Source organism: Hymenobacter segetis, from assembly GCF_038448715.1.
In the GTDB taxonomy this organism is placed as follows: domain Bacteria; phylum Bacteroidota; class Bacteroidia; order Cytophagales; family Hymenobacteraceae; genus Hymenobacter; species Hymenobacter segetis.
In genome coordinates, this window is sequence record NZ_JBCEVZ010000046.1 from 1 (window position 1) to 25,012 (window position 25,012).

Sequence of the window (25,012 nt, forward strand, 5' to 3'; positions counted from 1 at the left end):
GCAACAACCTTACGGCTGCCGAATCGGACATGATTCAGGCCAAGTACGAATTCTTTTTCCGCCGCAAGGTGCTCGACTTTTACCAGGGCAAGCCGCTGGCGCTGTAGGCTGGTAATCAATCGGTATTGGGTATTCAGTAGTCGGATGACGACTGGCCCAGCCGATGTTTTTCCCCGCCGAAACCAATCTCACTACTGAATACCTGATACTGACTACTTCTTCATGAAAAACAACCGTTTACTGTACATTCTGCTGGGTTTGGTGCTCGTGCTCATCGTGGGCTACACCGTGGCGAAAAAGAAGGGCTGGGTGGGCAAAGTCCCCGGCGTGGAAGTGCTGGTGGCCAAGGCCGGCCCCGCCAATATCGTGGAGAAAGTGAGCGCCTCGGGCAAGGTGCAGCCCGAAACCGAAGTAAAAATCTCGCCCGACGTGTCCGGCGAAATCACCGAGCTTTACGTGCAGGAAGGCGATTCCGTGCGCAAGGGCCAGCTTTTGCTCCGAATCCGCCCCGATAACTACCAGGCCCAGGTGGCCATGCAGAGCGCCCAAGTGGGCACCCAGCGCGCCAACGTGGGCCAGGCACAGGCTCGCCTCCAGCAGCTCATGGCCTCGGCTAAGCAAACGGAGCTGACCTTCCGCCGCAACGCCTCGCTGTATAAGCAGAAGGTGATTTCGCAGGCCGACTACGAAGCCAGCCAGGCCGCCTACAACGCCTCGCAGGAGGAAATCAACAGCGCCAAGCAAACCATCCGGGCCTCGCAAAGCACCGTGAGCGCCGCTTCGGCCTCGCTGGAAGAAGCCCGCAAAAACCTCAACAAAACCACGATTTACGCGCCCGTGAGCGGCACTGTGAGCAAGCTCAACGTGAAGAAGGGCGAGCGTGTGGTGGGCACCACCCAAATGGCTGGCACCGAAATCATGCGCATTGCCAACCTCAACAACATGGAGGTGCGCGTGAATGTGAACGAGAACGACGTGAACAACGTGAGCATCGGCGACTCGGTGGAAGTGGAGGTGGACGCTTACAGCAACAAGGACGAGAAATTTCGGGGCCTCGTGACCAACATCGCCAACACGGCCAAGGACGCTCTGACGGCCGAAGCCGTGACCGAGTTCGAGGTGCGCATCCGCCTGCTGCCCGAGAGCTACCAGCACCTGCTGCGCAACGTGCGCGGCCACATCGTGGTGCCGTTCCGCCCGGGCATGACGGCCTCCGTGGACATCATCACCGACCGTAAGAGCGGTGTGCTGAGCGTGCCGCTGGCCGCCGTGACCACCCGCTCCGACTCGGCCAAAACCGGGGATGCCAAGAACGGACCCCGCGTGAGCAGCAATCGGGGCAACGGTACCGCCACCGTCGTGGACCCGAGCGCAAACGCGAAAAAAGCCGATATCCAGGAAGTGGTATTCGTGATTAAGGATGGCAAGGCCGTGATGACGCCCGTGAAAACCGGTATCAGCGACTTCCAGAACATTGAGATTCTGAGTGGCGTGCCGGCCGGGGCGCAGGTGGTGAGTGGGCCGTTCCGGGCCGTGGCCAAAACCCTGAAAGATGGCGCGGTGGTGGACATCAAGGACGAGAAATCACTAAACAAGGAAGCGCTGAAGGAAGGCCCGGACGAAGGCAAGTAAGAACAGAGACTCCCCTCCTCAGCTGAGTAGGGGACATTTCAGCAAGGCTGAAATTGGGGTGGTTGACCTCGTTGAACGATATCCGAACGATGCTTTTTGCGAGCCGTTCTTTCATCGTTCAACGGGTTCACCACCCCAATTTTGCTTTCAGCAAAATGTCCCTTCCTTAAAAAAGGAGGGGAGTTGCCGTTCTTTGACGCTTCAACTTCCCACCGCAACACTATTTCGCCACCCACTTTGGAAAAAATTGCCATGCTCGGCGGCGGCTCCTGGGCCACCGCACTCACCAAAATCCTCAGCGAAAACGGCGCCCGCGTGGACTGGTGGCTGCGCTCGAAAGACGATGTGCAGCACCTGCTGCGCACCCGCCACAACCCGCGCTACCTCTCGGCCGTGCAGTTCGACCTGAACCGCGTGTACCCGACTACCGACCTAGAAGACGCCATCGAGGAAGCCGACTGGCTGGTGCTGGCCGTGCCGGCCGCCTTCGTGCAGCCCGTGCTCGACAAGCTGGACCGCGACACGCTGAAGCATAAAAACGTGATTTCGGCCATCAAGGGCATGATTCCGGGAAAAAACCAGCTTGTGACCGACTACGTGGCCGAGCGGTTCCGGCTGCCGCGCACGCAGCTGGGCGTGATTGCCGGGCCGTGCCACGCCGAGGAAGTAGCCCTCGAAAAGCAGAGCTACCTCACCATCGGCTCGCCCGATGCGGGGCTGGCGCTGGCCTTCTGCGAGATGCTGCGCAACCGCTTCGTGAGCGCGCACCCGGCCACCGACCTCGACGGCATCGAATACTGCGCGGTGATGAAAAACATCATTGCTCTTACCGGCGGCATCGCCCACGGCCTGGGCTACGGCGACAACTTCCTGGCCGTGCTGGTAAGCAATGCGGTGCAGGAAATTCGCCGCTTTTTGCAGGCCATCAACCCGCAGCCGCGCGACCTGTCGGCCTCGGCCTACCTCGGCGATTTGCTGGTGACGGCCTACTCGCAGTTCTCGCGCAACCGCACCTTCGGCAGCATGGTGGGCCGCGGCTACTCGGTGAAATCGGCCCAGCTGGAGATGAATATGGTGGCCGAAGGCTACTACGCCGTAAAGTCCATCCACGAGCTGAACAAGAAGCTCAAAGTGAGCATGCCGATAACGGAGGCGGCGTATAATATTTTATACGAGCGGATTTCGCCGGCTGTGGAACTGGAGATTCTCAAGGAGAAGCTGCGGTAAAGCTGTCATTCCGAACGCAGTGAGGAATCTGAGTCTAGCTTGCCAGCTCAATCATCCAGATTCCTCACTGCGTTCGGAATGACAATGAATACTTATTACGTCTACCTGCTGACAAATCCCACGCGAACCGTGCTTTACACTGGTGTAACCAACGATTTGGCCCGCCGCCTAGATGAGCATATCGAGAGCGAAAATGGCCGCCGCACATTCGCAGGCCGTTATTTTTGCAACCTGCTTATGCATTGGGAAGAGTTTCAGGATGTAAACCAGGCCATTGCCCGGGAAAAGGAAATCAAAGGCTGGCGGCGGGAGAAAAAAGATGCTTTAGTGGCCAATGCTAATCCTGAATGGAAGGATTTGAGTGTGCTCATATTTGGCGATGATGCAGTTATTTAATCCTGATATTAGACTTGTTTGGTCCTAAGTAGAACTCAGATTCCTCACTGCGTTCGGAATGACACATTGTATGAAAGTAGTCGGTTTTACCTTCGTCCGAAATGCCATCAAGTACGATTACCCCGTACTAGAAAGCATCAATTCCCTGCTGCCGCTCTGCGATGAATTAATAGTAGCCGTAGGCAATTCAGAAGATGATACGCTGGGCCTGATTCAGAAAATCAACTCTCCCAAAATCCGTATTATTGAAACCGTGTGGGACGACTCCCTGCGTGAGGGCGGCCGGGTGCTGGCCGTGGAAACCGACAAGGCGCTGGCCGCCGTGCCGGCCGATGCCGACTGGGCCATTTACCTGCAAGCCGATGAGGTGCTGCACGAGGCCGATTACGCGGCCATCCGGGCCGGAATGGAGCGCTGGAAGGATGATAAATCCGTGCAAGGGCTGCTGCTGAACTACCGGCACTTCTACGGCTCTTACGATTACGTTGGCGATTCCTACCGTTGGTACCGGCGCGAAATCCGCATCGTGCGGCCTGGTATTGGGGTGGCTTCTTACCGCGACGCGCAGGGCTTCCGGCTGGCCGATAACAGCAAGCTGCGCGTGAAGCTGCTCGATGCTACCGTGCACCACTACGGCTGGGTGAAAACGCCCGCTGCCATGCAGCGCAAGCAGGAAACCTTCAATAAGCTGTGGCATTCCGATGAGTGGGTAGCCCAGAACGTGGCCCCCGCCGAGGAGTTCGACTACAGCCAGGTCGATTCGCTCCAGCGCTTTGCCGGCACACATCCGCAGGTGATGCTGGGGCGCATCCGGCAGCAAAACTGGCGCTACGAGCACGACATGAGTCGCAACCAGCACCGCTTCAAGGATAAATTCAAGCGCTTTCTGGAGCAGCTGACGGGCTACCGGCTGGGCGAGTATCGCAACTACAAACTCGTCTAGCCCCATGATGAACTGGCTGCCGCTGGCGCTGCTCACGGCCCTGTGCCTGGCGCTCTACAACTTCTTCATCAAACTGGCCGCCGACCATGTGCCGCCGGCCGTGGGCGCGGTGGTGCTGCAACTGGTAGCTGCCGCCCTCGGGGCCGCGTGGCTGCTGAAACTGAAGCTGCAGGGCCAGCCGCTGGCCGTGTCGGGCAAGGGGCTGGCCTGGGCGGTGCTGGCCGGTTTGGGCGTGGGCCTGGCCGAAATCCTCACGTTCGTGGTGTTTCAGCGGGGGGTGAATTCCTCCGTGGGCACGCCCGTGATTGTGGGCGGCTCGGTGCTGCTCACGGCCGTGCTGGGCCTGGTGGTGCTGCGTGAAGCGCTGACGATGCCCCAGGCCGGCGGCCTGCTACTGATTGTAGCTGGCATCGCGCTGCTGGCGCGAGGACATTAGTTGCTACTCTACCAAATGCCAATAGGAGGGAAGCGCCCCCGCCGCGCTGGCCGAGTCAGCCACAGCCGGGTTTAGCTGGTATATCTCAACCTGCTCATTGTGAAAAACGGGTGGGAAGGTAAACCGGGGCTGAAACCAGCCGTGCAAATCGGGAAAAGCCAGCACGTAGGTGTAAGTGATGCCCGGTTGAGGGAAGTGGTCGATGGGCCAGCGCTGGCCGGGGCGCTCCGAATGCAGGTACATCCGCACAAACAAGCTGTGGGTTGATTCAGGCATGAGCGTGGGCGCTTTGGGGTGCTGGTCGAGCCACTGGAAGGCTTGGTACAAGGCTTCGTTGCGGCGGCGCGGGCGTTGGTTGTCGCGCCACAGGCTATTTATTTCGTAGCCGAACCAGAGCAGCGCCACTAGGCCCAGGGCTGGGCGCAGCCAGCGTTGCAAGGCACTGGGAGCCGTTTCCAGGAGCCATTCCACCACCAGCGCCAGTAGCAGAAAAAAGAAAAAGGCTTTATAGAGCACCGCGCGGCCCGGGGCGAATACCCGTTGCGCTGCCATCATGGCGTAGGGAAAAGCCATGAACCACAGCGCCGCCGGAACCAGCCGCTGCCAAGGCTGTCGGAGTGCGGCTGGCCACTGCGTCACTCGGCGCCAGAGCAGCCCTATTAAAACCAATACGCCCAGTACCAGTAGTCCCCCGACCTTGGCCTGCCCGGCGAGAAATCCCTCCGTTTCCCAGAGGTAAGCCGGCAGGCCGCGCCAAAATTGCCCGAATGCTTTTGGGGCCACAAAACCATTACTGAAGAAAATAGCCGGCCCTGATACGAAAAGCAGCGGCGCGTAGAGCAGCAGGCTGCCCGCCACCACCACCGCCCCCAAAGCCGCGAGTCGCGCAATCGCCGGCCAGTTGCGCTGCTTCAGATAACTCAGTCCCAACCACGAAAAAGCTGACCCTAATACCAGCGCAAACGTGGGCACCGTGTACAAACCTAGCACGCCGCCCACTATCAGCCCTGCCCAAGCGGCGCGGGGCTGACGCGTGCCATTTGCTAGTGCCAGTGAGCCGAAAAAGGCCACCACCGCCATCAGCGTCAGCAGCCAGTAGCCCCGGCCCACGGCTACGTGGTAGAGGCTAAGCTGTGCCAAACTGAACAGCAGCGTACTCAGCCACGCCACCCGAAAGCTGGCCCGCGCCCACAGCAGGCCCATAAATAGCAGCACGGTGGCCACGGTGGCGGCCAGCACCACGGGCAGCCGCATGGTAAACCAAAAGCCTGGGTTCACATGATAAAACATCCAACTGATGGAGTTGGACAGCACATGGTTATTGGGTACCGGGTAGTAGCCCGAAACGGCCAGCAGGCTCTTACTGGCAAACATTTCGTACGACGGCACGTCATCATAGCCCGGCGTCACAGCCGGCAAACTGATGAGGAGCCTAAAAGCCGTGAGGACCAGTAGGAGCAGGGCCGCCCCGCGCCGCTGGGCAGTGGGTAATGCCGCCAAAACGCGGCGCAGGCCGATTACTACAGCGCGCAATTCGTGGCCCCATTGGCGGCACTCGGCCCGGCCGGCGGGAGGAAAAATGAAGGCTGCTGCCGCTAATGCAAACACAGCCGCGACAGCCGTGAGCAGTTGCCCGGCGTGGGAATATTCCTCGGCTGAAAACAGCCGAATGCGCCATTTGTAGAACGGAAAAATGGCATCGAGCTGCCGTGCTTCGGCCCAGGTGGAACTGTGCAGCACCAGCGCCGCATAGCCTGCGCAAAGCGCCAAAAGCCCAACCGACAAAATGCCAAAAAACCTTGCCCCAGGTAGCTTCGCCACCGGACTCATCGTAGCTGCACGCTGCCCGGCAGTGCTCCCAGCGCTTCCAACTCGGCCCAAACGCGGTGGGTGGGCAGGCCCATTACGTTGAAATAGGAACCTTCGAGCCGGGTGATGGCGGCCATGCCCAGCCAGTCCTGTGCGCCGTAGGAGCCGGCCTTGTCGTAGGGCTGGTAGGTGTCGATGTAGTAGCCGATTTCGGCCGGACTCAGCGGGCGAAAGTGCACGGTGGTCTGGTCCGAGAACACGACCTGGCGGCCGTCGCCGGCCAGCAGGCACACGCCCGTGAACACGTCGTGGGCGCGGCCCTGCAGGCGGGTTAGCATGGCGGTGGCTTCGGCGTGGTCGGCGGGCTTGTTGAGCACGTCGTTTTCGAGGCAGACGATTGTGTCAGCGGTTATCACCAGCTCGTCAGGGGCCAGGTCGGGGGCGTAGGCGGCGGCTTTGTGGGCGGCGAGGTATTCGGCGACTTCGGCCCGGCGCAGGTGGGCGGGAAAGTCCTCGTCGACTTCGCGCAGGCGTATTTCGTAGGGCAGGCCCATGTCCGTCAGCAGCTGCCGGCGGCGGGGCGAGTTAGAGGCTAGAATCAGTTTCACGCGGGGGTGGCCTGGAAATGCTCGGCGAAAGCGTTGCCGGCTTCCTCATCGGCAATGCTGCTGAATAGGAAACCGCCAATGGTTTTGGGATAGAAAAAAGTCGATTTCGGCGGCATCACCGCTCCGGAATGGCACACGGCTTCCACCTCGACCATGGTCACCTCGTTCACGATGAACGCGGCCCGGGCCTCGCCCCGGTCCACACGCTGGAGGCATTCGGTGAAATTGCGTACGTAGGCCACGCCCGGCCACGCCCGCTGCGCATCCGGGCCTACGATGCCCAGTACCTTTTCCAGCACGAAAAAGTGCAGCACCGTTAAATCCAGCGCTTTCACTTCCTCGGTCGTGTCCCAGTTCAGCTGCGGGTGCACCTCGGGCCTAAGCCGGATTTTGAACGCTTCTCCATCTATATACAAGCCGAAAGCCCATTGCTTACCGGCAATGATTTCCGGCAAATCACTGGCGTCATCAATTGGTAATACCGTAAAATACGGAGTCAGTCGGTCCAGCAGTTCCCCGGCGCTCAGCTCGCCGGGCAGGTCCAGCATTAGGCGGTGGGTGGGCAGAATGCGCAGGTCGTCGGCCGCCGCGTTGGTGAGGTACATGAGGTGGTAATTCCAGGGCTCGCGGCCGGTGGCGCGGCCATCGGCGGCCAGCTCGCGGGCCTGGCGGTAGGCCAGCGAGCCTTCGTAGCGGTGATGGCCGTCGGCCAGAATCACTTCTCGCCGCGCCAGCACCTCCTGAAACCGCCGGATGATGGCGGCATCCTGAATCACGGCCAGCACATCGCGGGCACCCTGGTAGTCTTCCTCCGTTTCCACCAGCGGCGAGCGCATGGCTTCGTCCAGGTAGGCTTCCAGCTCGAAATCCTCGTCGCGGTACAGCCCATGGGTGGCGCTGGTCTGGAACTGGGTGCGGGCCAGAAGCTCGGCCCGGTCGTTTACCGAGGCGGGCAGCGTGTTTTCGTGACGCAGCACCACGTTTTCCTCCCAGTCATAAGCCCGAATGTGGCACATGAAGCCCTTGCGGCAGTATTTGCGGGGGCTGCCGGGCAGCTGGAAATACTGATAATAGGCGTAGATGCCGGGTAGCTCGTCCTGCCGCAGTACGCCGCTGGCCTCCCATTCGCGTAGCCGCACCAGCGCCGCCTCGGCCGGGTCATCGCCCCGGGGCACCGACAGGTGAATGGAATTGAGCGGGTTGCGATAAAGCGCCTCCCGTTGTTTTGCCGATACTACGTCGAACAGCGGCGAAACATAGGCATCGATGTTGGCGCTCAGCACCGCGTTGTAGCGCCAGCCGCGCAGGGGTTGAATTTCAGCCAAGAAAATAGAAGTGTTGAGTGTTGAGGGGTAAGTGTTGAATGTGCTGAGGCGGGAATATGTCATTCAATACTTAATCCTCAACACTCAACACTTCATTACGGGGCCAGGCGGCTGCGCTTCCACACATTGCCTTCCAGCTCGTACACGATGCGGTCGTGCAGGCGGCTGGGGCGGCCCTGCCACAGTTCCAGCCGCGTGGGCCGCAGGATGTAGCCGCCCCAGTTGTCGGGGCGGGGCAACGGGTCCTGCTCCCCAAATTCTTCAGCTACCGCTTCTTCGCGGGCCTCCAGCTCTTCGCGGCTGCCGATGACCTGGCTCTGCGGCGAGGCCCAGGCCCCAACCTGGCTGCTGCGCGGCCGGCTCTGGAAATATTCGGTCGACAGCGCCTCAGGAGCCTTTTCCACGCGGCCTTCTACGCGCACCTGGCGTTCCAGGCCGGGCCAGAAGAAGTTGAGCGCAGCCAGCGGCTGCGCGGCCAACTCGTGGCCCTTGCGCGAGTCGTAGTTGGTGTAAAACAAAAAACCGGCATCATCCGGCAGGCCCTTCAGCAGCACCACGCGCGACGATGGTTGCCCCGTGGCCGATACCGTGCTCACGGTCATGGCCGTGGGTTCTTCGAGTTGGGCCGCTATTGCTTCTTCCAGCCACGCCCGAAACTGGGGCACGGCCTCGGGCAGCACGTCGGCTTCGGAAAGGGTGCGCTGGGCGTAGGTTTTGCGCAGGTCGGCAAGGTGCGGGTCAGTCATGCGGGGTGAAAAGCAAAGAATGAATTACAAGCGTCCGGCAACCCGTGGCGCGGCGGTTTCACGTAGCTGTAAGAGGAACATTTTTCCGCGAAAGGCAGTCTTACTTATCCCGCCAGTGCGGTTGCCAGAGCATTGCGGGCGCAAGATACGACCCCGCGCAAGGCAGGGCGTTGCGTGCCGGCTCATCGGCTACCGGCTGCTACGACTTCTTTATCCCTCATTCTCCAAATTCTCCTGATAATGCGGCCCGGTACCCTGCTCATCTCCAAGCCCTTCCTCGGCGACCCCAATTTCGAGCGCAGTGTAATTCTGCTCTGCCGCGACGAGCCTGGCGACGGCTCCTTCGGCCTGGTGCTGAACCGTGCCACCAGCCTCGTCCTCGACGATGTGCTCGACCTGCCGCCCGAGGCCTCGGCCGCCGCCATGGTGCCCATCTACGTGGGCGGCCCCGTCGAGCCCAACACCCTGCACTACCTGCACCGCCGCGCCGACCTGCCCGGGGCCACCGATTTGGGGCAGGACGTGTACTGGGGCGGCGACTTTGAAATCCTGCTCGGACTGCTTGGCAGCGGGGCCGTGGCGGCCGATGATGTGCGGCTGTTTGCCGGGTATTCGGGGTGGTCGGCGGGCCAGTTGGCGGGCGAAATGCAGGGGCAGAGTTGGATACGGCACCCCGCAAGCGCCGGGAAAGTGTTTACTTTGGCATCTGATGCGTTCTGGCGGGAAATTCTGCGTGAGAAAGGCGGCAAATTCAAAGTGCTGGCCAACTATCCCGTCGACCCCCGCCTGAACTGATGCAGGTTTTGTCCCGTCGTTTGTTTTATCCCCACACTTTTTTGCTCTCTCCTCTGGCCCCATTTCCCGGGCTGGCTTTTACGAAGATTTATGGCTGCTGAAGAAAACCCCACTGCCCCGCTAGCCGGCGGCACCGACCCGGCCGCCGAGGACCGGATGACCATTTTGCAACGCCGTCTGGCCGAGATTCAGGGCAAATCGGCTCCGGCTGATTCGGCTCCTGCCGCCGCACCCTCGACTACGCCTACGCCCAACGCGGCCGGCGAAACACAGGTAGAACTGTCCGCCCAGGGTACGCCCGATTTGGCCGCCGGCCAGCCCGACGGAGCCGGGACCGCCGAAGCGCCTGCCGCCGCCGTAATCGCCACCGATTTGGGCTCCACCGCGCCCGTGCCCGGCACCCCCGAGGCTGCCGCCGCCGCCGAAACTGCCCAGCACGTTCCCGATTCGGTAACGGTTGATGGCAGTGATATTTCGGCTCCGCAAGCCCGTGCCGTGGCTCATTATGGTGAGGAAATGGCGACCACGCCCAATCCCGACGCGCTGCCTGCTGCCGAACACATCGACAGCGCCACGCCTGCACCCATCGCCGACCCCGAAACGCTGAGTGGCCCGAACACGGCTGCCACCGTTGAGAACCAGACTGCCGAGCTGCCCACTGTGGAGCTGCACGATGCTCCGGAGTTGGAAACGGCGCAGGAGCCGTTGGCCACGCTGCCCACCTCGTCTGAAACGCCGCTGGACGCGGCCCCGGCCGATGTAGCGGCCATTGATGCCGGCGAAGAGCCGACCGGCGTGGAAAGCGAAGAAGCTGCCGAAACCGTTGCCCCCGACTTCACGGCCCTCGACCTGCCCGCCCAGGCCAACTATCTGGTGAGCTTGTTGCGCAGCCCCAACGCCGGCAAAAACCGCAAGCAGATTTCGGACCTCACCCGCCAGTACGAAACCAACGTGGGCCTGGCCCGCACCGCCGCCCGCGAGAAATTCGCCGCCGGTGGCGAAGGTGCCGAAGCCTTTGCCTTCCAGCAGCCCGAGGGCCAGCAGGAGCTCAACAAAGCCTTGCAGGAATTCCGCGAAAGCCGCGCCAAGGACGCCAAAGCCGAGGATGCCAGCCGTGGCGACAACCTCATCAAGAAAAAAGCCCTGCTCGACCAGCTCCGCACGCTGGTTGATGCCGCCGAAACCAAGGACAGCTCGGGCAAGCTGAAGGCCCTGCAAGCCGAGTGGAAAGCCACTGGCGCCGTGCCCCAGTCCGACAGCCAGGGCATTTGGGACACCTACCACGGCCTGCTGGACATCTATTACAGTAAGCAGGGCCAGTTCCTGCAGATGAAGGACCTGGACCGCCGCCGCAACCTGGAGGCCAAAGAGGCCCTCATCAAGCGTGCTGAAGCCCTCGGCTCGGCCCCCGGCATCAACAAAGCCCTTGATGAGCTGACCAAGCTGCACGAGGACTGGAAGAACATCGGCCCCGTGCCGAACGACCAGCGCGAGCCACTGTGGCAGCGTTTCATCGCCGCTTCAGATGTGCTGCACCAGCGCCGCAAGGAGTTCGTGGACCAGCGCTCGACCGTAGAGAAAGCCAACCTCACGGTGAAGCAGGCCCTGCTGGAGCGTGTGCTGCCCTTCGCCACCTTCGACACGGACCGCGTGAACCTGTGGCGCTCGAAAACCGACGAGCTCCAGGAAATCAAAACCGAATGGGAAGCCGCCGGTCTCGTGCCCCGCGCCCAGGCCGATGCCCTGAACAAGCAATACTGGGCTGCCTACAAGGCTTTCTTCAACCGGAAGAACGACTTCTTCAAGTCGCTCGACAACGAGAAGTCGGCCAACGTAAAAGCCAAGCAGGCCCTCATCGACCAGGCCGAAGAAGCCGCTAACAACCCCGATGGCGATGCCGCTCGCCAAGTTGTTATTCGCGTGCAGAAGGAGTGGAAGGACGTGGGTCGCGTGCCCGATAAGCTGGCCGACAAGCTCTGGTACCGCTTCCGCGCCGCCTGCGATGCCGTGTTTGAGCGCCCCAAGCAGGAAGCCCGCTTCCGCGAGGAGAAAACGCAGCAGTCGTCGGTTGAGCAAACCGCCCACCTCGATAAAATCGCGGAGCAGGTCAATGCCCTCACCGCCGATGCCCCAGGTTCGCTGGAAGGCTTCCGCGCCATTCTGGCCGACTGGTCTGCCGAGTTCGATGCCAATGACGAGCAGCCCAACCGCGGCACCGCCGACCGCAGCGAAGAGCAGTTGCTGACGCTGCTCGGCAAGTACCTCGACCACGTCCCCGGCCTGAGCTACGCCGACCGCGCCGACCTGTTGTTCCAGACCGAAGTGGCGCGCCTCAAGGCCCGTCCTCAGGCCCAGCAGCAGCTCACGCGTAAGGAAATGGCCCTGCGTAAGGAAATCAACGAGCTGGAAAACGACGCTTCGACGCTGCAAACCAACCTCGATTTCTTCGCCCGCTCCAAGAATGCATCCCAGCTCCGCGAGGAGTACCAGGGCCGCATCGCCGAAGGCCAGAAGCGCATCGAAGCCCTGAAGAAGCAGTTGCGGATGATTCGCAGCTAATTAGCTTTTTCAAACCCCGAAAAGAAGGCCGGCATCCACGATGCCGGCCTTCTTTTTTTCGATAAATGTGGTCCGGTTGCTGGGAAAGCGGCGTCGGCTGTTTACTTTTGCACCACCAACCCGCCGCCTTAGCTCAGTTGGTAGAGCTTCTGACTTGTAATCAGAGGGTCGTTGGTTCGAGTCCGACAGGCGGCTCCACATGGCAAAAGCCCGTTGCAATCTCTGGATTGCAACGGGCTTTTTGCTGCATTCCCAGTGATGCAGCGTAATGCCTTCAAAGGGAGATATCCGTGGGGCTACGAGATACATGCCCAAACGCAAAGCGGCCCGCCGGAACCATTGGATTTCGGCGGGCCGCTTTGCGTTTATTCAGATTAATGTAGCTACTTAGGCCGCCAGGTCAGGCACAGGCCCGTGCCGCCCGCCGGGGTCCACATGGGCATGAAACTGGTGTCGCCGATGCCGCGGCCGGTGGGCTTGTGGCCCCAGCGGTTGCGGTGGGTGAGGTAGGCCACGTGAGCCGAGAGTATCCCGAAGCCCGCCCCGGCCACCACGTCCGACTCCCAGTGCTTGTTGTTTATCATGCGGAAGGCGGCCACGCTCGTGGCCAGCGTGTACGCTCCGATGCCGTACCACTGGCTTTTGTCCCGAAACTCGGTGTGTACGATGCTAGCCGCCAGAAACGCCTGCGCCGTGTGCCCCGACGGAAACGACAGATTATTGGAGCCATCGGGCCGCTCAATGTTAGCCAACGTTTTCACCACGTACACCGAGGAAAGCATAATCAGCTCACTTTTTACGATGACGAGCCCGAGGTTTAGCCGGTCATTGCTCGATTCTACCCCGGCCAGCAGCACCACGGGAATTTCCAGGTAGGGTGCCCATTGCAAGTAGTCGTCGATGTGGTTGCGGTAGTCGCCAAACATATGGCGAATGTCATTCTTGGCATCGTAGGAGCTGTAAAAGCCGTGGCCGTTGATGGTGCTGACCCCGTAGCCAATCAGCACCGCCGGCACGATGCTGGCCCGAAACCCTTTGCTTTTGAAGAACGATTTTTTGACCGGCGAAGACACCCCGCCGGGGTTCTGATACTTGTGGGTAGTATCGGCCGGCGCGGGCGTGGCCAGGGGCACCTGCGCGGCTGCCAGCTGCGGGGCCGATGCCAGTGGCAGGAGCAGGGCCAGCGAAATAATGTAGCGGGAAATCATGGATATGGGGCTTTGGGAACACGAAGTACGCGACGCAAGGTGTAAGTGTAGTGAAATGTGCCCGTACTTTTGCCCGGCTCCCCGGCGGCAGCTACCCTGGGTAGCGGCTGTGTTTTTAACTTATTTACCAGCTCCCTTGGACGTAATTGCCACTACCGCCCGCTTTATCGAAGACAAGTTTGCCAACGAAGGCAGCGGGCACGACTGGGCGCACATTCGCCGCGTCTGGCTCATGGCCCGCCGCCTGGCTGCCGCGCATCCCGAAGCCGACACTTTGGTAACCGAGCTGGCCGCCCTGCTCCACGACATTGCCGACTGGAAATTCCACGGCGGCGACTACGAAGCCGGCCCCCGCGCCGCCCGCGCTTGGCTGCTCAGCCAGCAGGTTCCCGAAGCCACCATTGCCCGTGTCGAAACCGTCATCCGGGAGGTTTCTTTCAAAGGCTTGGGCGTGGCCACGCCGGTGTCATCTATCGAGGCAGCTTTGGTGCAGGATGCCGACCGGCTCGATGCGATTGGGGCCATTGGCATTGCGCGAGCGTTTGCCTACGGCGGGCACGCCGGCCGGCCCCTGCACGACCCCGCCATTGCGCCCGTGGCCCACGACAGTTTCGCCAGCTACCAGAAAAACGCGGCCCCCACGCTCAACCACTTCTACGAAAAGCTTTTTCACCTCAAAGACCGGATGAACACCGATGGTGCCCGCGTCGTTGCTGCCGAACGCCACGCCTTCATGGAAGCCTATGTGGCCCGCTTCCTGGCCGAGTGGGACGGCGAAGACTAAACCGCGCCCGCCGACGTTTGGCCCGGTGCGGGCCTGTGCCGCCTGTCCTATGCGTTACCTTTGCCCCATGAAGCTGTTTTTTCGCTCGTTGTTCTGCCTGCTGCTGGTAGCTGTGGCCAGCTGCCGCACCTGTCCCATTGAGTCCTGCCACACGCGCAAGGTGCACATGCACAGCGGCGTGAAATACCGGGGCCAGCCGCTCTGGAAGAAGCAGAACCCCGCCATCGGCGAGAAAATCAAAGTCTACAATTCTAAATCGGCCAAGCACGACAACGACCGTAGCAAGTCCATCCGGTAAGCCGGTTTCGGCAGCAGGAGGGAAGGTGCTGGTTTGGTGGTTTTACTGGTTGGGCAGTTGGAATCCCATCAACTCTGGCCCCATCCGATTTAAGCCCGAAAAAGGCCGCAGCGCTTGCCGTTGCGGCCTTTTTATTGTATCTTCGCACGCATATAAAGAACCATTCACCCTGCGGCTGAAAACCACCTTATTTGGGTTTTTTCAAGCCGCCTATCAACCCCCTCAATGGCGGAAGGCGAAAAAATCATTCCGATTAACATCGAAGACGAGATGCGGGGTGCCTACATCGATTACTCGATGTCGGTTATCATCTCCCGGGCCCTGCCCGATGTCCGCGACGGCCTGAAGCCCGTGCACCGCCGCGTGCTCTACGGCATGAGCGAGCTGGGCGTGGGCTACAACAAATCCTACAAAAAATCGGCCCGTATTGTGGGCGAGGTGCTGGGTAAATACCACCCGCACGGCGACTCCTCCGTGTACGACACCATGGTGCGTATGGCCCAGGACTGGAGCCTGCGCTACCCGCTGGTAGACGGCCAGGGTAACTTTGGCTCCGTCGATGGCGACTCACCGGCCGCTATGCGTTACACCGAGGCCCGCCTCAAGCGCATTGCCGACGAAATGCTTGGCGACCTGGACAAAGACACAGTTGACTTTCAGCCCAACTTCGACGACTCCCTCGAAGAGCCCAGCGTACTGCCCGCCAAATTCCCCAACCTGCTGGTAAACGGCACGTCGGGTATTGCCGTGGGTATGGCCACCAACATGGCCCCGCACAACATGACGGAAGTCGTGAGCGGCATCATTGCCTACCTCGACAACCCCGACATCACGGTGGCCGAGCTCATGCAGTACGTCACCGCACCTGACTTCCCCACCGGCGGCATCATCTACGGCTACGAGGGTGTGAAGCAGGCCTTTGAAACCGGCCGCGGCCGCGTGGTAATGCGCGCCAAAGCCACGTTCGAAACCTCGAAAACCGGCAAAGAGCAAATCGTCGTCACCGAAATTCCCTACATGGTGAACAAGGCGTCGATGATTGAAAAGACCGCCGCGCTCATCAACGACAAGAAGATTGAGGGCATTTCGGACATGCGCGACGAGTCGGACCGCGACGGTATGCGCATCGTCTACGACCTCAAGCGCGATGCCATGCCCAGCGTGGTGCTCAATAACCTGTACAAGTACACCCAGCTGCAAAGCTCCTTCGGCGTCAACAACGTGTGCCTGGTCAAAGGCCGCCCAATGACGCTGAACCTGCAGCAGCTCATCCAGTATTTTGTTGAGCATCGCGCCGAAGTCATCGTGCGCCGCACGCGCTACGAACTGGCCGAAGCCCAAAAGCGCGCCCACATTCTGGAAGGCCTGCTCATCGCCCTCGACCATCTGGACGAGGTAATTGCCCTCATCCGTGGTTCGCGCGACCCCGAGGTGGCCCGTGGCCAACTCATCTCGCGTTTCGCGCTGAGCGAAGTGCAGGCCCGTGCCATTCTGGATATGCGCCTGCAGCGTCTCACCGGCCTGGAACGCGACAAAATTGTGGCCGAGTACAATGAGCTGATGAAGCTGGTCGACTACCTGAAATCGGTGCTCGAATCAGAAGTATTGCAGCGTGGCATCATCAAAACCGAGCTCGAAGACATCCGGGAGCGGTACGGCGATGCCCGGCGCACGGAAATCAACTACATCGGCGGTGATTTCTCGACCGAAGACATGATTGCCGACGAGGCGATGGTTATCACCATTTCCCGCGAAGGCTACATCAAGCGTACCAACCTCGACGAGTACCGGGCCCAGGGCCGTGGGGGTGCTGGTTCGCGTGGGGCCATCTCCAAGAAGGACGACTTCACGGAGCACCTCTTCGTAGCCACTACTCACGAGTACCTGCTGTTCTTCACCGAGCTCGGCCGCGTGTTCTGGCTCAAAGTTTACGAAGTGCCGGAAGGAGGGAAGGCAACCAAAGGCCTGCCCCTGCAGAATCTCATCGAGATTCCGCGCGAAGACAAAGTCCGTTCCGTACTTAACGTGCGCGGCCTGAAAGACCCGGATTATTTGGAGAATACCTTCCTGATGTTCTGCACCGAGCAGGGCACTGTGAAGAAGACCCCGCTCGAAGCGTATTCGCGCCCCCGTACTGCCGGCATCAACGCCATCACTATCAACGAAGGCGACCGGATTCTCGATGTGCAGTTGCTGGCTCCGAATGCGGAAGTTATTCTAGCCTCGCGTTCCGGCCGAGCCGTGCGCTTCAACGAAAGCCAGGCCCGTTCGATGGGCCGGGCCGCCGCCGGCGTGCGTGGTATCCGCCTCGAAGATGTGCCGGGCAACCGCGTGGTAGGGATGGTATGTGTATCCGACCCCACCCAGGAATTGCTGGTGGTGAGTGAGAACGGTTTCGGCAAGCGCAGTGAGCTTGATGGATTCCGCGTCACGAAGCGTGGTGGCAAAGGTGTGAAGGCCATGAAACTTACCGATAAAACCGGTAGCCTGGTGGCCATCAAGGATGTTAATGACTCTGATGACCTGATGATTATCAATAAGTCGGGCATCACCATTCGTCTGCGCATGAGTGATTTGCGCACCATTGGCCGCGCCACGCAAGGCGTTCGGCTGATTAAAATCAGCGGTAACGATGAAATTTCTTCGGTAGCTAAAGTGGCCGCTGAAGAGAAGGAAGAAGAAACCGAAGCTGCACTGCTCGCCACCACCGAGGAAGGTGGGGCCTTGAGCATAGCCGCCATCAACGGTGCTGATAACGAAATCGTTGCTGATGATGCCGACGAGGCTGACGAAGCCGATGATGAGTTGGAAGAAGACAGCGATGACGAGGAAGATTCGGAGGATGAATCAGAATCGGACGACTTGGCATAATTGCTGAATAGGAGCGGGGCGGTCCATTTGGGTCGCCCCGTTTATTTTTGACGAACCCAAGGCCGGCAGCCATCGTTTCCGGATAAGGGTTTTGCCCCAAAACTCACTTTTTTTTCATTTTTCCCGCCATTATCAAACTAGGTGATTTCCGCCAAGTCCCTGAATCCCGGCATATTCCCGAACTCATGAAGAAGACATTTCTGACGATTGCCGTCGCCGTAGCCCTGGCCGGTGGGTTGCCCTCGCTGGGCTACGCCCAAACTTCAGCCGTCACCAACGCCATTCTCAACCAGCGCTCCGGCCTTTTGGACAAAGCCCGCACGGACATTGACAAAGCCATTGTGAATGAGAAGACCATGGGCAAAGCCAAAACCTGGTACACTCGTGGCGAAATTTACCAAGGTATGCTGGAGAGCCCTATTTACGGCAAGCAGCTACAGCCGGGCGAAGGCGTTCAAAAAGCTTATGAGTCTTACAACAAGACCATTGAGCTCGACACCAAGGATGGAGAATTTGGCAAGCAGGCAGTCGCTAAAATGGACGGCCTCTATGGCCGTGCATTCAACGATGCCGTGAATAGCTACAATGCCAAGGAGTACGACAAAGCCATTGAGAGCTATAAGCTAGCCTCCAAGATTAAGCCCCAGGATACCACTGCGGTGCTCTACTCGGCATATGCCTCGGAAGCCAAGCAGGATTATGCCGGTGCAAAAGCCAGCTACAATCAGCTGTTGGGCATGAATTATAAGTCGGTGACGATGTATTCGCGCTTGCTCCAAATGGCTAAGCAGCAAAACGATAATGCTGAAGCTGCTAAAGTACTGCAGCAGGCTCTGGCGGCATATCCCACAAACAAGGCCTTCATGCTGGAGGATTTGAACATGTCGCTTGCCAGTGGCAAGGGCGAAGATGCGCTTGCTAAAATCAATAAGTCCATCATTGCCGACCCCAGCAACTCGAATCTGTACGCGGTTCGCGGTTCGATGTACGACCAGCAGAAAAAGACTGATTTGGCGTTAGCGGACTATAAGAAAGCCGTGGAACTTGACCCTAATAACTTCGATGCACAGTTTAACCTCGGGGTATACAATTACAACAAAGCAGCAGATGCGTACACCAAAGCCAGTAAAATGGACCTGAAAACGTACCAGGCTTCGGGGAAGAAATTTGAAGCGGAAGGCAAAAAGTATTTTGAAGCCTCGGTTCCTTATTTTGAGAAAGCACTTCAATTGCAGCCTGATGACCGCAATACGTTGGCCTCGCTTCAGAAAGTGTATTTCCGTCTCGGCCGTACTGCTGATTCCGAAAAACTCAATGCAAAGTTGCAGAGTTTGAAGAAGTAGGGGAGATTGATTATTGAAAAAGGGCCCGCATTCTAATGCGGGCCCTTTTTTGTTGGCATATCAGGGATAGGAGCCCATTTTCAAAACTTAATTTAACATAATATAAATTATAGGACATATTCTATCGGCTATCAATAGCTTATTTAACAGGTCATTTATCCACGAGTTGGTAACCAATGGGTTTGCTTGTCCTTTTTGGTGTGCTACACACGGGGACTTTATTTCGGTTGGTCTGGTGAGTGTTCGGTATCATGTTTTTCGACTCGTAATCAATTGCAGCTCGTGATGAACCTCGTGAATGATATGCTTCGGTTATTGGCAAGACTTATTCTTATAGGCTTCGCCTCTGGTCACAGACTCTTGCTCTATAATTTCCTTTATTTTACTTGGTTTATTTGCCTGTAATTAGCTGTTTCACTTACGTCTTTGATATCGTTTTGAAAATTGTTTCGAGGTTTTAGTTACTAGAGGATTTGAATGTAATGGCTTATCGGGCATGTTAGAATAATCGGTTTATTAGTGTGGCCGGATAGTTTTTAAAATACGATAAATAAAAGTACAAAAACGTAGAAATTTATATACTTTATAATACTATTTCATGTCTTAGAATATTCCACCCTCTCCTATTATATAAGCAATAAGTTAACATTTGCCTGGTATAAAACTTATTCCCTTTGAATCTTAAGAAACAATTGCCTCTTAAAGAAACTAATGCTTCTAAGAGTTTTAAACTTCGAGAAACTTAGACAAAACACCAAATGCCTTTAAATTTTATATACTGTCGTGACACTCCTACTACTCCACAGATATAATACACCCGGATTAATTAGTCTAATAAAGTATATAAATTCCTTGTGTTATTTACTTTTTTAGACTATTTTTGTAATCTGAAAAAACAAATCCCTCAAGACAATGCCTAAGCTTATAGACTACCCCCGAACAAGTTATACCGGAGCATGGGAACTGGCCGAGATAACCGACGACACTGGCGGAAAATGTACCATAGAGACCGCAGCAAGAAAACTTAATAGAAAGGTTAGCGGCTCTTTCAAGGCCATTATTGGCTCTGCTGTCAAGTTTGGACTCATAACCAGCAAACGTGAGTTACTAACAACTACCACGCTATTTAAGCGGATTAAACACGCATATGATAAGCAGGAGGAACTAGCCTTCCACCGGGAAGCATTCCTGACTCCCCCCCTGTTCACACAGATTTGCCGAAAATTCCGCTCACGTGAATTACCCGTTCAGATGCTGGACGTAATGCTAATCCGGGAATTTGGTGTTGAGGAAATCAACTCGCAAGGGGTTGCAAAGGCATTCGTGGATGGCTGTCGAATGGTGGGGCTGCTAGATGAGCACAACACGATAGCCGACATTGATTCATTGTCGGCAAAACAGACTCCACGACAGCAACTGGCTAGCCCAGTCCCAAGAGCAAGCACGTTCAGACCAGAAAACGAACTTTCAGCCACTTCATTATTCATAGACCCAACGGAAACTGTCGAAAGGGCGCAAAGCTCTGTAAGTAGTTCAACACAAGATGATATCTTGTCAGAATACCAACCAATCAGGCCACTAGAGCAGTTACAGAAATCCGCTACTCAACCGATAGCACCGGTAAGTGAAGTACTCAAAAGAGATACCGATGCTATTGCCAGCCTATTTGGATTCACAACAGACCCTGCACTAACAACTGACCAACCCAGAAAAGAAGCTCAACCACTAGCAACACCGCCGACAATTAGCTCAACTCCTTCTGATACAAATGGCAAAATCGAAGTAGAAAATCAAACTACACCAATAGGAATCCCCACAAACTCATTTATCACCAGAATAGCCTATCAAATCCAAATAAGTGGCCCAGGGGTTAATACCGAACTTTCGATTACGGAAGAAGAAGACATAATACTTGCCATGGCCTTGCTCGAAAAAATCCGGCGGCAGATTAAGGCGTAGATATCTGTCTAAAAATGCATAGATTCAGCAGAATGACCAAACCTGACAATTAAAGCTCGGTCAAATGACGGGTATTGGGCAGACGGTGACGTTCTTGCAGCACGTCGATTACCTGCGCAGTGGTAACACCAGAGGCTTCCAGGAGCACCAGAAGATGATACAGTAAATCGGCAACTTCACCGGGCAGAGTGGCGTGACTACCGGAAACTGCATCGATTACGGTCTCTACGGCCTCCTCACCCACCTTCTGGGCAATTTTCGCTATGCCTTTGTTGAATAGTGAAACCGTGTACGAAGTCGGTGCGCGTTCCGGGAAGCGGTGACGCTCAGCAATAAGGCGCTCAAGACTGGCCAGAAAACCGATGGGAGCCGCTGGCGGGACCACCTCATCAGCCTGTACAAAGCAGCTAATCGTGCCCCGATGACAGGTAGGACCTGCCGGTAGTGCCCGAATGAGAACAGTATCCGCATCGCAATCAATATGCGTGCTCACTACTGTGAGGAAATTGCCGCTTGATTCGCCTTTGGTCCAAAGGCGGTTTTTCGACCGTGAGAAAAACGTAACCCGTCCCTCCTGTTGGGTTTTGGCCCAGGCCTCAGCATTAAAATACCCTAGCATCAGCACCTGTCCGGTGTCAGCGTCCTGAATGATTGCCGGGGCCAAACCGGTAGAGGCATCAAATTGAAGGCTAGTTGAGGACGTGGAAGCAGCAGACATATTAGGTTAATATCGTTACACAGATAATTACAGGCGCACGGCGACACCAGCCGCGTGCAGGTACTGCTTGAGTGCGGGCAAAGCCGTTTCGTTGAAGTGAAAGATACTGGCGGCCAGAGCGGCATCGGCCCCACCAGCTTCAAAAACGGCCGTGAAATCGGAGGGTTGTCCGGCTCCACCGGAGGCAATAACGGGCACGGATACGGCATCACTGACAGCGCGGGTTAGCTCTAGGGCAAAACCGGACTTGGTACCGTCGTGGCTCATCGAGGTCAGCAAGAGCTCACCAGCTCCCGAATCGGCGGCCATGCGGCACCAATCTACCGCCTGATGGCCGGTGGGCGTGGTGCCGGCCCGCGTCATTACCTGCCATTCGCCTTGCACGAGGCGGGCATCGACGGCGACCACCACACATTGGGAACCGAAACGCCGCGCCAAATCCGAGATGAAAGCCGGCCGGGCCAGCGCGGCCGAGTTGATGGAAACCTTATCGGCTCCGCTGAGCAGTAGGGCTTCTACGTCGCCCACGGTGCTGATACCACCGCCCACGGTGAAGGGAATATCCAGCACCCGGGCCACATCGCGAACCAAGTCCGTGAGGGGCTGGCGGCGCTGGTTGGTGGCGGTAATGTCGAGAAAAACCAGCTCGTCGGCACCTTCCTGGGCGTAACGGGCAGCCAGGGCCACCGGTTCGCCGGCATCGCGCAGGCCTTCAAATTGAATGCCCTTCACGGTGCGGCCGTCGCGCACGTCCAGGCAGGGAATGAGTCTTTTCTTAACCACAGTGGTAGCCGTTTAATGGATGCCGGGCATCTGAATTTACTACAGGAATCGCTGCAAATCGGCCAAGGCAATAGTGCCTTCGTAAAGCGCCTTGCCGATGATGGCACCGTGCATACCAGCTTCCGCCAGCAGCTCAAGGTCGGCAATGGTGGTTACGCCCCCGCTGGCTATAAACCTGGCCGCGGGGAACTGTTGCACCAGCAAACGATAGGTGGACAGGGACGGTCCCTGGAGCAGCCCGTCTTTGCTCACGTCGGTACAAATAAAGGTGGTGCCACCGGACGCCAGGTAGTCCGCAATGAAACCACTGAGGGTCAGTGCACTCTGGTCAACCCAGGCATTGATGACAATGTGCGCGTCTTTGTAGTCAGCTCCCAGAAAAATGGTGTCGGGCCCGTACTGTGCCAGCCAGGCCTTCACAGTAGCAGGCTCACGCACGGCCAGGCTACCGGCGGTGGCGTGAGAGGCCCCAGCAGCAAGCACCTGTGTTAGCGCAGCTTCTGTCTGAATGCCCCCACCGGCATCGATGTCGAGGCTGGTTTGGCGGGCAATGGCTTCCAACACGGCCAGATTAACGGGTTGGCCGGCACGGGCACCGTCGAGGTCAACCAGGTGCAGGCGACGCAACCCTGCATCGGCAAAACGCCGGGCGACGGCGACTGGGTCGGCATCGTAGGTGGTTTGCCGGGCAAAATCACCGGCGCTCAGCCGCACGCATTGGCCATTGATGAGGTCGATAGCGGGAATAATTTCCACTGGGTATTGATTTTGTGATGAGTTGTCGACGACTATAGCGCCAGGAAATTGGCCAGAATGCGTGTGCCCACCGGCCCGCTTTTCTCCGTGTGAAACTGCACGCCGTAGAAGTTTTCGTGCTGCACCGCCGCGCTAAATGGGCCGGGATGCGCAGCCTGGGCAATAGTATAGGGCCCCACGGCAGCGTAATAGCTATGCACGAAGTAGACGTGGTCGGCTTCGGTAAGGCCTGCCAGCAAGGGCCCGCGCAAGGCCTGGAGGTTATTCCAACCCATGTGGGGAACTTTATGGGCAGCATCAGGAACGAAGCGCTGGACCTTAAAAGGTAGCAGCCCGAGCATGGGCGTATCGTTCTCGTCACTGTGCGTGCCGAGCAGCTGCATTCCCAGGCAAATGCCCAGAAACGGTTGGGTCAGAGTGGGCAAAACCAGGTCCAGTCCTGATTCGCGCAGGGCTTGCATGGCGGATGATGCTTCGCCTTCACCCGGAAAAAGCACTTTGTCGGCGCGTCGCAATACTTCGGGGTCGGCAGTCAGGGTAGCCTGGGCACCTAGTCGCTCCAGGGCGAAGAGGACCGATTGCACATTCCCACCTTTATAGTCTACCACTGCAATTTCCATAACACGAACTAAATTAACCCAAATGGGTAATATCAAATATTAACCATTTGGATATAAAATCATTGCTTAAACTTTTCTGCCGGCTAATTACAAAATCCCTTTTGTACTGGGAATAGCCGCTGATTCGTCGCGTTGCAAAGCCATTTTGATGGCCTTGGCCACAGCTTTGAAAATGGCTTCAATCTTATGGTGTTCGTTATCGCCTCGGCAGGAAATATTGAGCGTTGCCCGCGCATTGTCGGTAAAGGACTTAAAGAAGTGGAAGAACAGCTCAGTAGGCAAGTCCCCTACCCGCTCACGCTTGAATTCGGCATCCCACACTAACCAGGGCCGGCCGGAAAAATCGATGGCCGCCTGGGCCAGGGCTTCGTCCATGGGCAGCAGGAAACCGTAACGGGCTAGGCCGCGCTTGTCGCCCAAGGCCTGGGAGAAGGCGGTACCGAGAGCTAGGGCCGTATCTTCCACGGTGTGATGTTCATCAATGTGCAAATCGCCTTTTACACTAATGTGTAAGTCGATTCCACTGTGACGCCCCAACTGCTCCAGCATGTGGTCGAAGAAACCCAAGCCCGTATGAATATCGGTTTGGCCGGTGCCGTCCAGGTTTAAGCGGATGGCAATCTGGGTTTCGTTGGTGTTGCGCTCGATGACGGCTACACGGGCCGGGTAGCGCAGAAAATGGTAGATGGCATCCCAGCTGGTGGTAGTGAGTGCGGCGCGCGGGTCGGGCTCCTCTCCTATCAGAATGGATTGGCTGCCGAGATTTTCCGCGAGCTGGACATCGGTGAGGCGGTCGCCGATTACGTAGGAGTTGCGCAGGTCATACTCGTTGGCGGGGTCGAGGTACTGACGGAGTAAGCCCGTGCCGGGCTTGCGGGTGGGCAGGCCTTCGTGTGGGAAGCTGCGGTCGACGTGCTCAGCGGCGAAATGGACGCCTTCGTTGGCGAGAATATCGCGCATTAGCTGATGGGCCGGCCAGAAGGTGTCCTCGGGGAAGCTGGCCGTGCCCAGCCCGTCCTGGTTGGAAACCAAGACCAGTTCGTACTCGGGCAAATCGCGGGCAATGCGGGCCAGTGCGCTGATGGCTCCGGGTAGGAACTGGAACTTATCGGGCGTGAGGCCGTCGATTTGCTGGCTGGGCTGCGGCTCCACGAGAATGGTGCCGTCGCGGTCGATGAAAAGCGCCTTTTTCAACT

At 57.9% G+C, this 25,012-nt stretch carries 22 protein-coding genes and 1 tRNA gene; 13 read left to right on the forward strand and 10 right to left on the reverse strand.

Annotation, left to right across the window (positions count from 1 at the left end; translation table 11 throughout):
- The first annotated feature begins 222 nt into the window (after positions 1 to 222).
- From AAFH49_RS16205 to AAFH49_RS16225, 5 genes are all read left to right on the forward strand, one after another.
- On the forward strand, positions 223 to 1,632 hold the full coding sequence (locus tag AAFH49_RS16205; protein WP_342299804.1) for an efflux RND transporter periplasmic adaptor subunit: 1,410 nt from the start codon (positions 223 to 225) through the stop codon (positions 1,630 to 1,632).
- Positions 1,633 to 1,869: 237 nt separating this feature from the next.
- Positions 1,870 to 2,859 (forward strand): NAD(P)H-dependent glycerol-3-phosphate dehydrogenase, encoded by a 990-nt coding sequence (locus tag AAFH49_RS16210; RefSeq protein WP_342299806.1) that lies wholly within the window; start codon positions 1,870 to 1,872, stop codon positions 2,857 to 2,859.
- A gap of 84 nt (positions 2,860 to 2,943) precedes the next feature.
- On the forward strand, positions 2,944 to 3,255 hold the full coding sequence (locus AAFH49_RS16215; RefSeq protein WP_342299807.1) for a GIY-YIG nuclease family protein: 312 nt from the start codon (positions 2,944 to 2,946) through the stop codon (positions 3,253 to 3,255).
- Positions 3,256 to 3,325: 70 nt separating this feature from the next.
- On the forward strand, positions 3,326 to 4,198 hold the full coding sequence (locus AAFH49_RS16220; protein WP_342299808.1) for a glycosyltransferase family 2 protein: 873 nt from the start codon (positions 3,326 to 3,328) through the stop codon (positions 4,196 to 4,198).
- Positions 4,199 to 4,202: 4 nt separating this feature from the next.
- A complete protein-coding gene (locus tag AAFH49_RS16225; RefSeq protein WP_342299810.1) occupies positions 4,203 to 4,634 on the forward strand; it encodes an EamA family transporter in 432 nt (143 codons plus the stop codon).
- Positions 4,635 to 4,637: 3 nt separating this feature from the next.
- Here AAFH49_RS16225 and AAFH49_RS16230 read toward each other — a convergent pair whose 3' ends face one another.
- The 4 genes from AAFH49_RS16230 to pdxH form a co-directional block, all read right to left on the reverse strand.
- Positions 4,638 to 6,404 carry a hypothetical protein gene (locus tag AAFH49_RS16230; protein WP_342299812.1) on the reverse strand — a complete coding sequence of 589 codons (1,767 nt, stop codon included), beginning with the start codon at positions 6,402 to 6,404 and terminating at the stop codon, positions 4,638 to 4,640.
- A 56-nt stretch (positions 6,405 to 6,460) separates the two neighbouring features.
- The gene (locus AAFH49_RS16235; RefSeq protein WP_342299814.1) at positions 6,461 to 7,051 is read right to left on the reverse strand and encodes a Maf family nucleotide pyrophosphatase; all 591 of its coding nucleotides are present in this window, start codon (positions 7,049 to 7,051) and stop codon (positions 6,461 to 6,463) included.
- The gene (locus AAFH49_RS16240; protein ID WP_342299816.1) at positions 7,048 to 8,376 is read right to left on the reverse strand and encodes a DUF1015 domain-containing protein; all 1,329 of its coding nucleotides are present in this window, start codon (positions 8,374 to 8,376) and stop codon (positions 7,048 to 7,050) included. The genes AAFH49_RS16235 and AAFH49_RS16240 overlap by 4 nt, the downstream gene beginning before the upstream one ends.
- A 95-nt stretch (positions 8,377 to 8,471) precedes the next feature.
- Complete coding sequence (pdxH, locus tag AAFH49_RS16245) at positions 8,472 to 9,122, reverse strand: pyridoxamine 5'-phosphate oxidase (RefSeq protein ID WP_342299817.1); 651 nt, start codon at positions 9,120 to 9,122, stop codon at positions 8,472 to 8,474.
- Between the two features lie 240 nt (positions 9,123 to 9,362).
- On the opposite strand from pdxH, the gene AAFH49_RS16250 reads away from it, so the two are divergent.
- The 3 genes from AAFH49_RS16250 to AAFH49_RS16260 all read left to right on the forward strand — a co-directional run bounded on the left by AAFH49_RS16250 (position 9,363) and on the right by AAFH49_RS16260 (position 12,674).
- Positions 9,363 to 9,917 (forward strand): YqgE/AlgH family protein, encoded by a 555-nt coding sequence (locus AAFH49_RS16250; RefSeq protein WP_342299818.1) that lies wholly within the window; start codon positions 9,363 to 9,365, stop codon positions 9,915 to 9,917.
- Positions 9,918 to 10,007: 90 nt separating this feature from the next.
- Positions 10,008 to 12,476 (forward strand): DUF349 domain-containing protein, encoded by a 2,469-nt coding sequence (locus tag AAFH49_RS16255; RefSeq protein WP_342299820.1) that lies wholly within the window; start codon positions 10,008 to 10,010, stop codon positions 12,474 to 12,476.
- 122 nt (positions 12,477 to 12,598) lie between these two features.
- A tRNA-Thr gene (locus AAFH49_RS16260) sits at positions 12,599 to 12,674 on the forward strand.
- A 185-nt stretch (positions 12,675 to 12,859) separates the two neighbouring features.
- Here AAFH49_RS16260 and AAFH49_RS16265 read toward each other — a convergent pair.
- The gene (locus AAFH49_RS16265; RefSeq protein WP_342299821.1) at positions 12,860 to 13,684 is read right to left on the reverse strand and encodes a phosphatase PAP2 family protein; all 825 of its coding nucleotides are present in this window, start codon (positions 13,682 to 13,684) and stop codon (positions 12,860 to 12,862) included.
- A 136-nt stretch (positions 13,685 to 13,820) separates the two neighbouring features.
- Between AAFH49_RS16265 and AAFH49_RS16270 the strand changes: the two genes are divergently transcribed.
- From AAFH49_RS16270 to AAFH49_RS16290, 5 genes are all read left to right on the forward strand, one after another.
- Entirely contained in the window at positions 13,821 to 14,468 is a 648-nt protein-coding gene (locus AAFH49_RS16270) for an HD domain-containing protein (protein ID WP_342299822.1), read from the forward strand.
- Positions 14,469 to 14,535: 67 nt separating this feature from the next.
- Positions 14,536 to 14,766 carry a hypothetical protein gene (locus AAFH49_RS16275; RefSeq protein ID WP_342299823.1) on the forward strand — a complete coding sequence of 77 codons (231 nt, stop codon included), beginning with the start codon at positions 14,536 to 14,538 and terminating at the stop codon, positions 14,764 to 14,766.
- Between the two features lie 225 nt (positions 14,767 to 14,991).
- Positions 14,992 to 17,637 (forward strand): DNA gyrase subunit A, encoded by a 2,646-nt coding sequence (gene gyrA / locus AAFH49_RS16280; protein ID WP_342299825.1) that lies wholly within the window; start codon positions 14,992 to 14,994, stop codon positions 17,635 to 17,637.
- Between the two features lie 185 nt (positions 17,638 to 17,822).
- The gene (locus AAFH49_RS16285) at positions 17,823 to 18,980 is read left to right on the forward strand and encodes a tetratricopeptide repeat protein (protein ID WP_342299826.1); all 1,158 of its coding nucleotides are present in this window, start codon (positions 17,823 to 17,825) and stop codon (positions 18,978 to 18,980) included.
- Positions 18,981 to 19,892: 912 nt separating this feature from the next.
- The gene (locus tag AAFH49_RS16290; RefSeq protein ID WP_342299828.1) at positions 19,893 to 20,939 is read left to right on the forward strand and encodes a hypothetical protein; all 1,047 of its coding nucleotides are present in this window, start codon (positions 19,893 to 19,895) and stop codon (positions 20,937 to 20,939) included.
- A 49-nt stretch (positions 20,940 to 20,988) separates the two neighbouring features.
- On the opposite strand, the gene hisIE is transcribed toward AAFH49_RS16290, so the two are convergent.
- The 5 genes from hisIE to hisB all read right to left on the reverse strand — a co-directional run bounded on the left by hisIE (position 20,989) and on the right by hisB (position 25,010).
- Positions 20,989 to 21,657, reverse strand: coding sequence for a bifunctional phosphoribosyl-AMP cyclohydrolase/phosphoribosyl-ATP diphosphatase HisIE (gene hisIE / locus AAFH49_RS16295; protein ID WP_342299830.1), 669 nt, complete (start codon positions 21,655 to 21,657; stop codon positions 20,989 to 20,991).
- Between the two features lie 27 nt (positions 21,658 to 21,684).
- On the reverse strand, positions 21,685 to 22,440 hold the full coding sequence (gene hisF, locus AAFH49_RS16300; RefSeq protein WP_342299831.1) for an imidazole glycerol phosphate synthase subunit HisF: 756 nt from the start codon (positions 22,438 to 22,440) through the stop codon (positions 21,685 to 21,687).
- A gap of 39 nt (positions 22,441 to 22,479) precedes the next feature.
- Positions 22,480 to 23,196, reverse strand: coding sequence for a 1-(5-phosphoribosyl)-5-[(5-phosphoribosylamino)methylideneamino]imidazole-4-carboxamide isomerase (locus tag AAFH49_RS16305; protein WP_342299833.1), 717 nt, complete (start codon positions 23,194 to 23,196; stop codon positions 22,480 to 22,482).
- Positions 23,197 to 23,228: 32 nt separating this feature from the next.
- Positions 23,229 to 23,816 (reverse strand): imidazole glycerol phosphate synthase subunit HisH, encoded by a 588-nt coding sequence (hisH, locus tag AAFH49_RS16310; RefSeq protein ID WP_342299834.1) that lies wholly within the window; start codon positions 23,814 to 23,816, stop codon positions 23,229 to 23,231.
- A gap of 87 nt (positions 23,817 to 23,903) precedes the next feature.
- Positions 23,904 to 25,010 (reverse strand): bifunctional histidinol-phosphatase/imidazoleglycerol-phosphate dehydratase HisB, encoded by a 1,107-nt coding sequence (hisB, locus tag AAFH49_RS16315; RefSeq protein WP_342299836.1) that lies wholly within the window; start codon positions 25,008 to 25,010, stop codon positions 23,904 to 23,906.
- Between the last annotated feature and the right edge of the window lie 2 nt (positions 25,011 to 25,012).

Bases quoted from the DNA above. Each gene is read 5' to 3' on its own strand.
- AAFH49_RS16205 (WP_342299804.1), top strand. From the start codon at position 223: ATGAAAAACAACCGTTTACTGTACATTCTGCTGGGTTTGGTGCTCGTG.
- AAFH49_RS16215 (WP_342299807.1), top strand. From the start codon at position 2,944: ATGAATACTTATTACGTCTACCTGCTGACAAATCCCACGCGAACCGTG.
- AAFH49_RS16220 (WP_342299808.1), top strand. From the start codon at position 3,326: ATGAAAGTAGTCGGTTTTACCTTCGTCCGAAATGCCATCAAGTACGAT.
- AAFH49_RS16225 (WP_342299810.1), top strand. From the start codon at position 4,203: ATGATGAACTGGCTGCCGCTGGCGCTGCTCACGGCCCTGTGCCTGGCG.
- pdxH (WP_342299817.1), bottom strand. From the start codon at position 9,122: ATGACTGACCCGCACCTTGCCGACCTGCGCAAAACCTACGCCCAGCGC.
- AAFH49_RS16250 (WP_342299818.1), top strand. From the start codon at position 9,363: ATGCGGCCCGGTACCCTGCTCATCTCCAAGCCCTTCCTCGGCGACCCC.
- AAFH49_RS16255 (WP_342299820.1), top strand. From the start codon at position 10,008: ATGGCTGCTGAAGAAAACCCCACTGCCCCGCTAGCCGGCGGCACCGAC.
- AAFH49_RS16265 (WP_342299821.1), bottom strand. From the start codon at position 13,684: ATGATTTCCCGCTACATTATTTCGCTGGCCCTGCTCCTGCCACTGGCA.
- AAFH49_RS16275 (WP_342299823.1), top strand. From the start codon at position 14,536: ATGAAGCTGTTTTTTCGCTCGTTGTTCTGCCTGCTGCTGGTAGCTGTG.
- gyrA (WP_342299825.1), top strand. From the start codon at position 14,992: ATGGCGGAAGGCGAAAAAATCATTCCGATTAACATCGAAGACGAGATG.
- AAFH49_RS16285 (WP_342299826.1), top strand. From the start codon at position 17,823: ATGAAGAAGACATTTCTGACGATTGCCGTCGCCGTAGCCCTGGCCGGT.
- AAFH49_RS16290 (WP_342299828.1), top strand. From the start codon at position 19,893: ATGCCTAAGCTTATAGACTACCCCCGAACAAGTTATACCGGAGCATGG.
- hisIE (WP_342299830.1), bottom strand. From the start codon at position 21,657: ATGTCTGCTGCTTCCACGTCCTCAACTAGCCTTCAATTTGATGCCTCT.
- hisH (WP_342299834.1), bottom strand. From the start codon at position 23,816: ATGGAAATTGCAGTGGTAGACTATAAAGGTGGGAATGTGCAATCGGTC.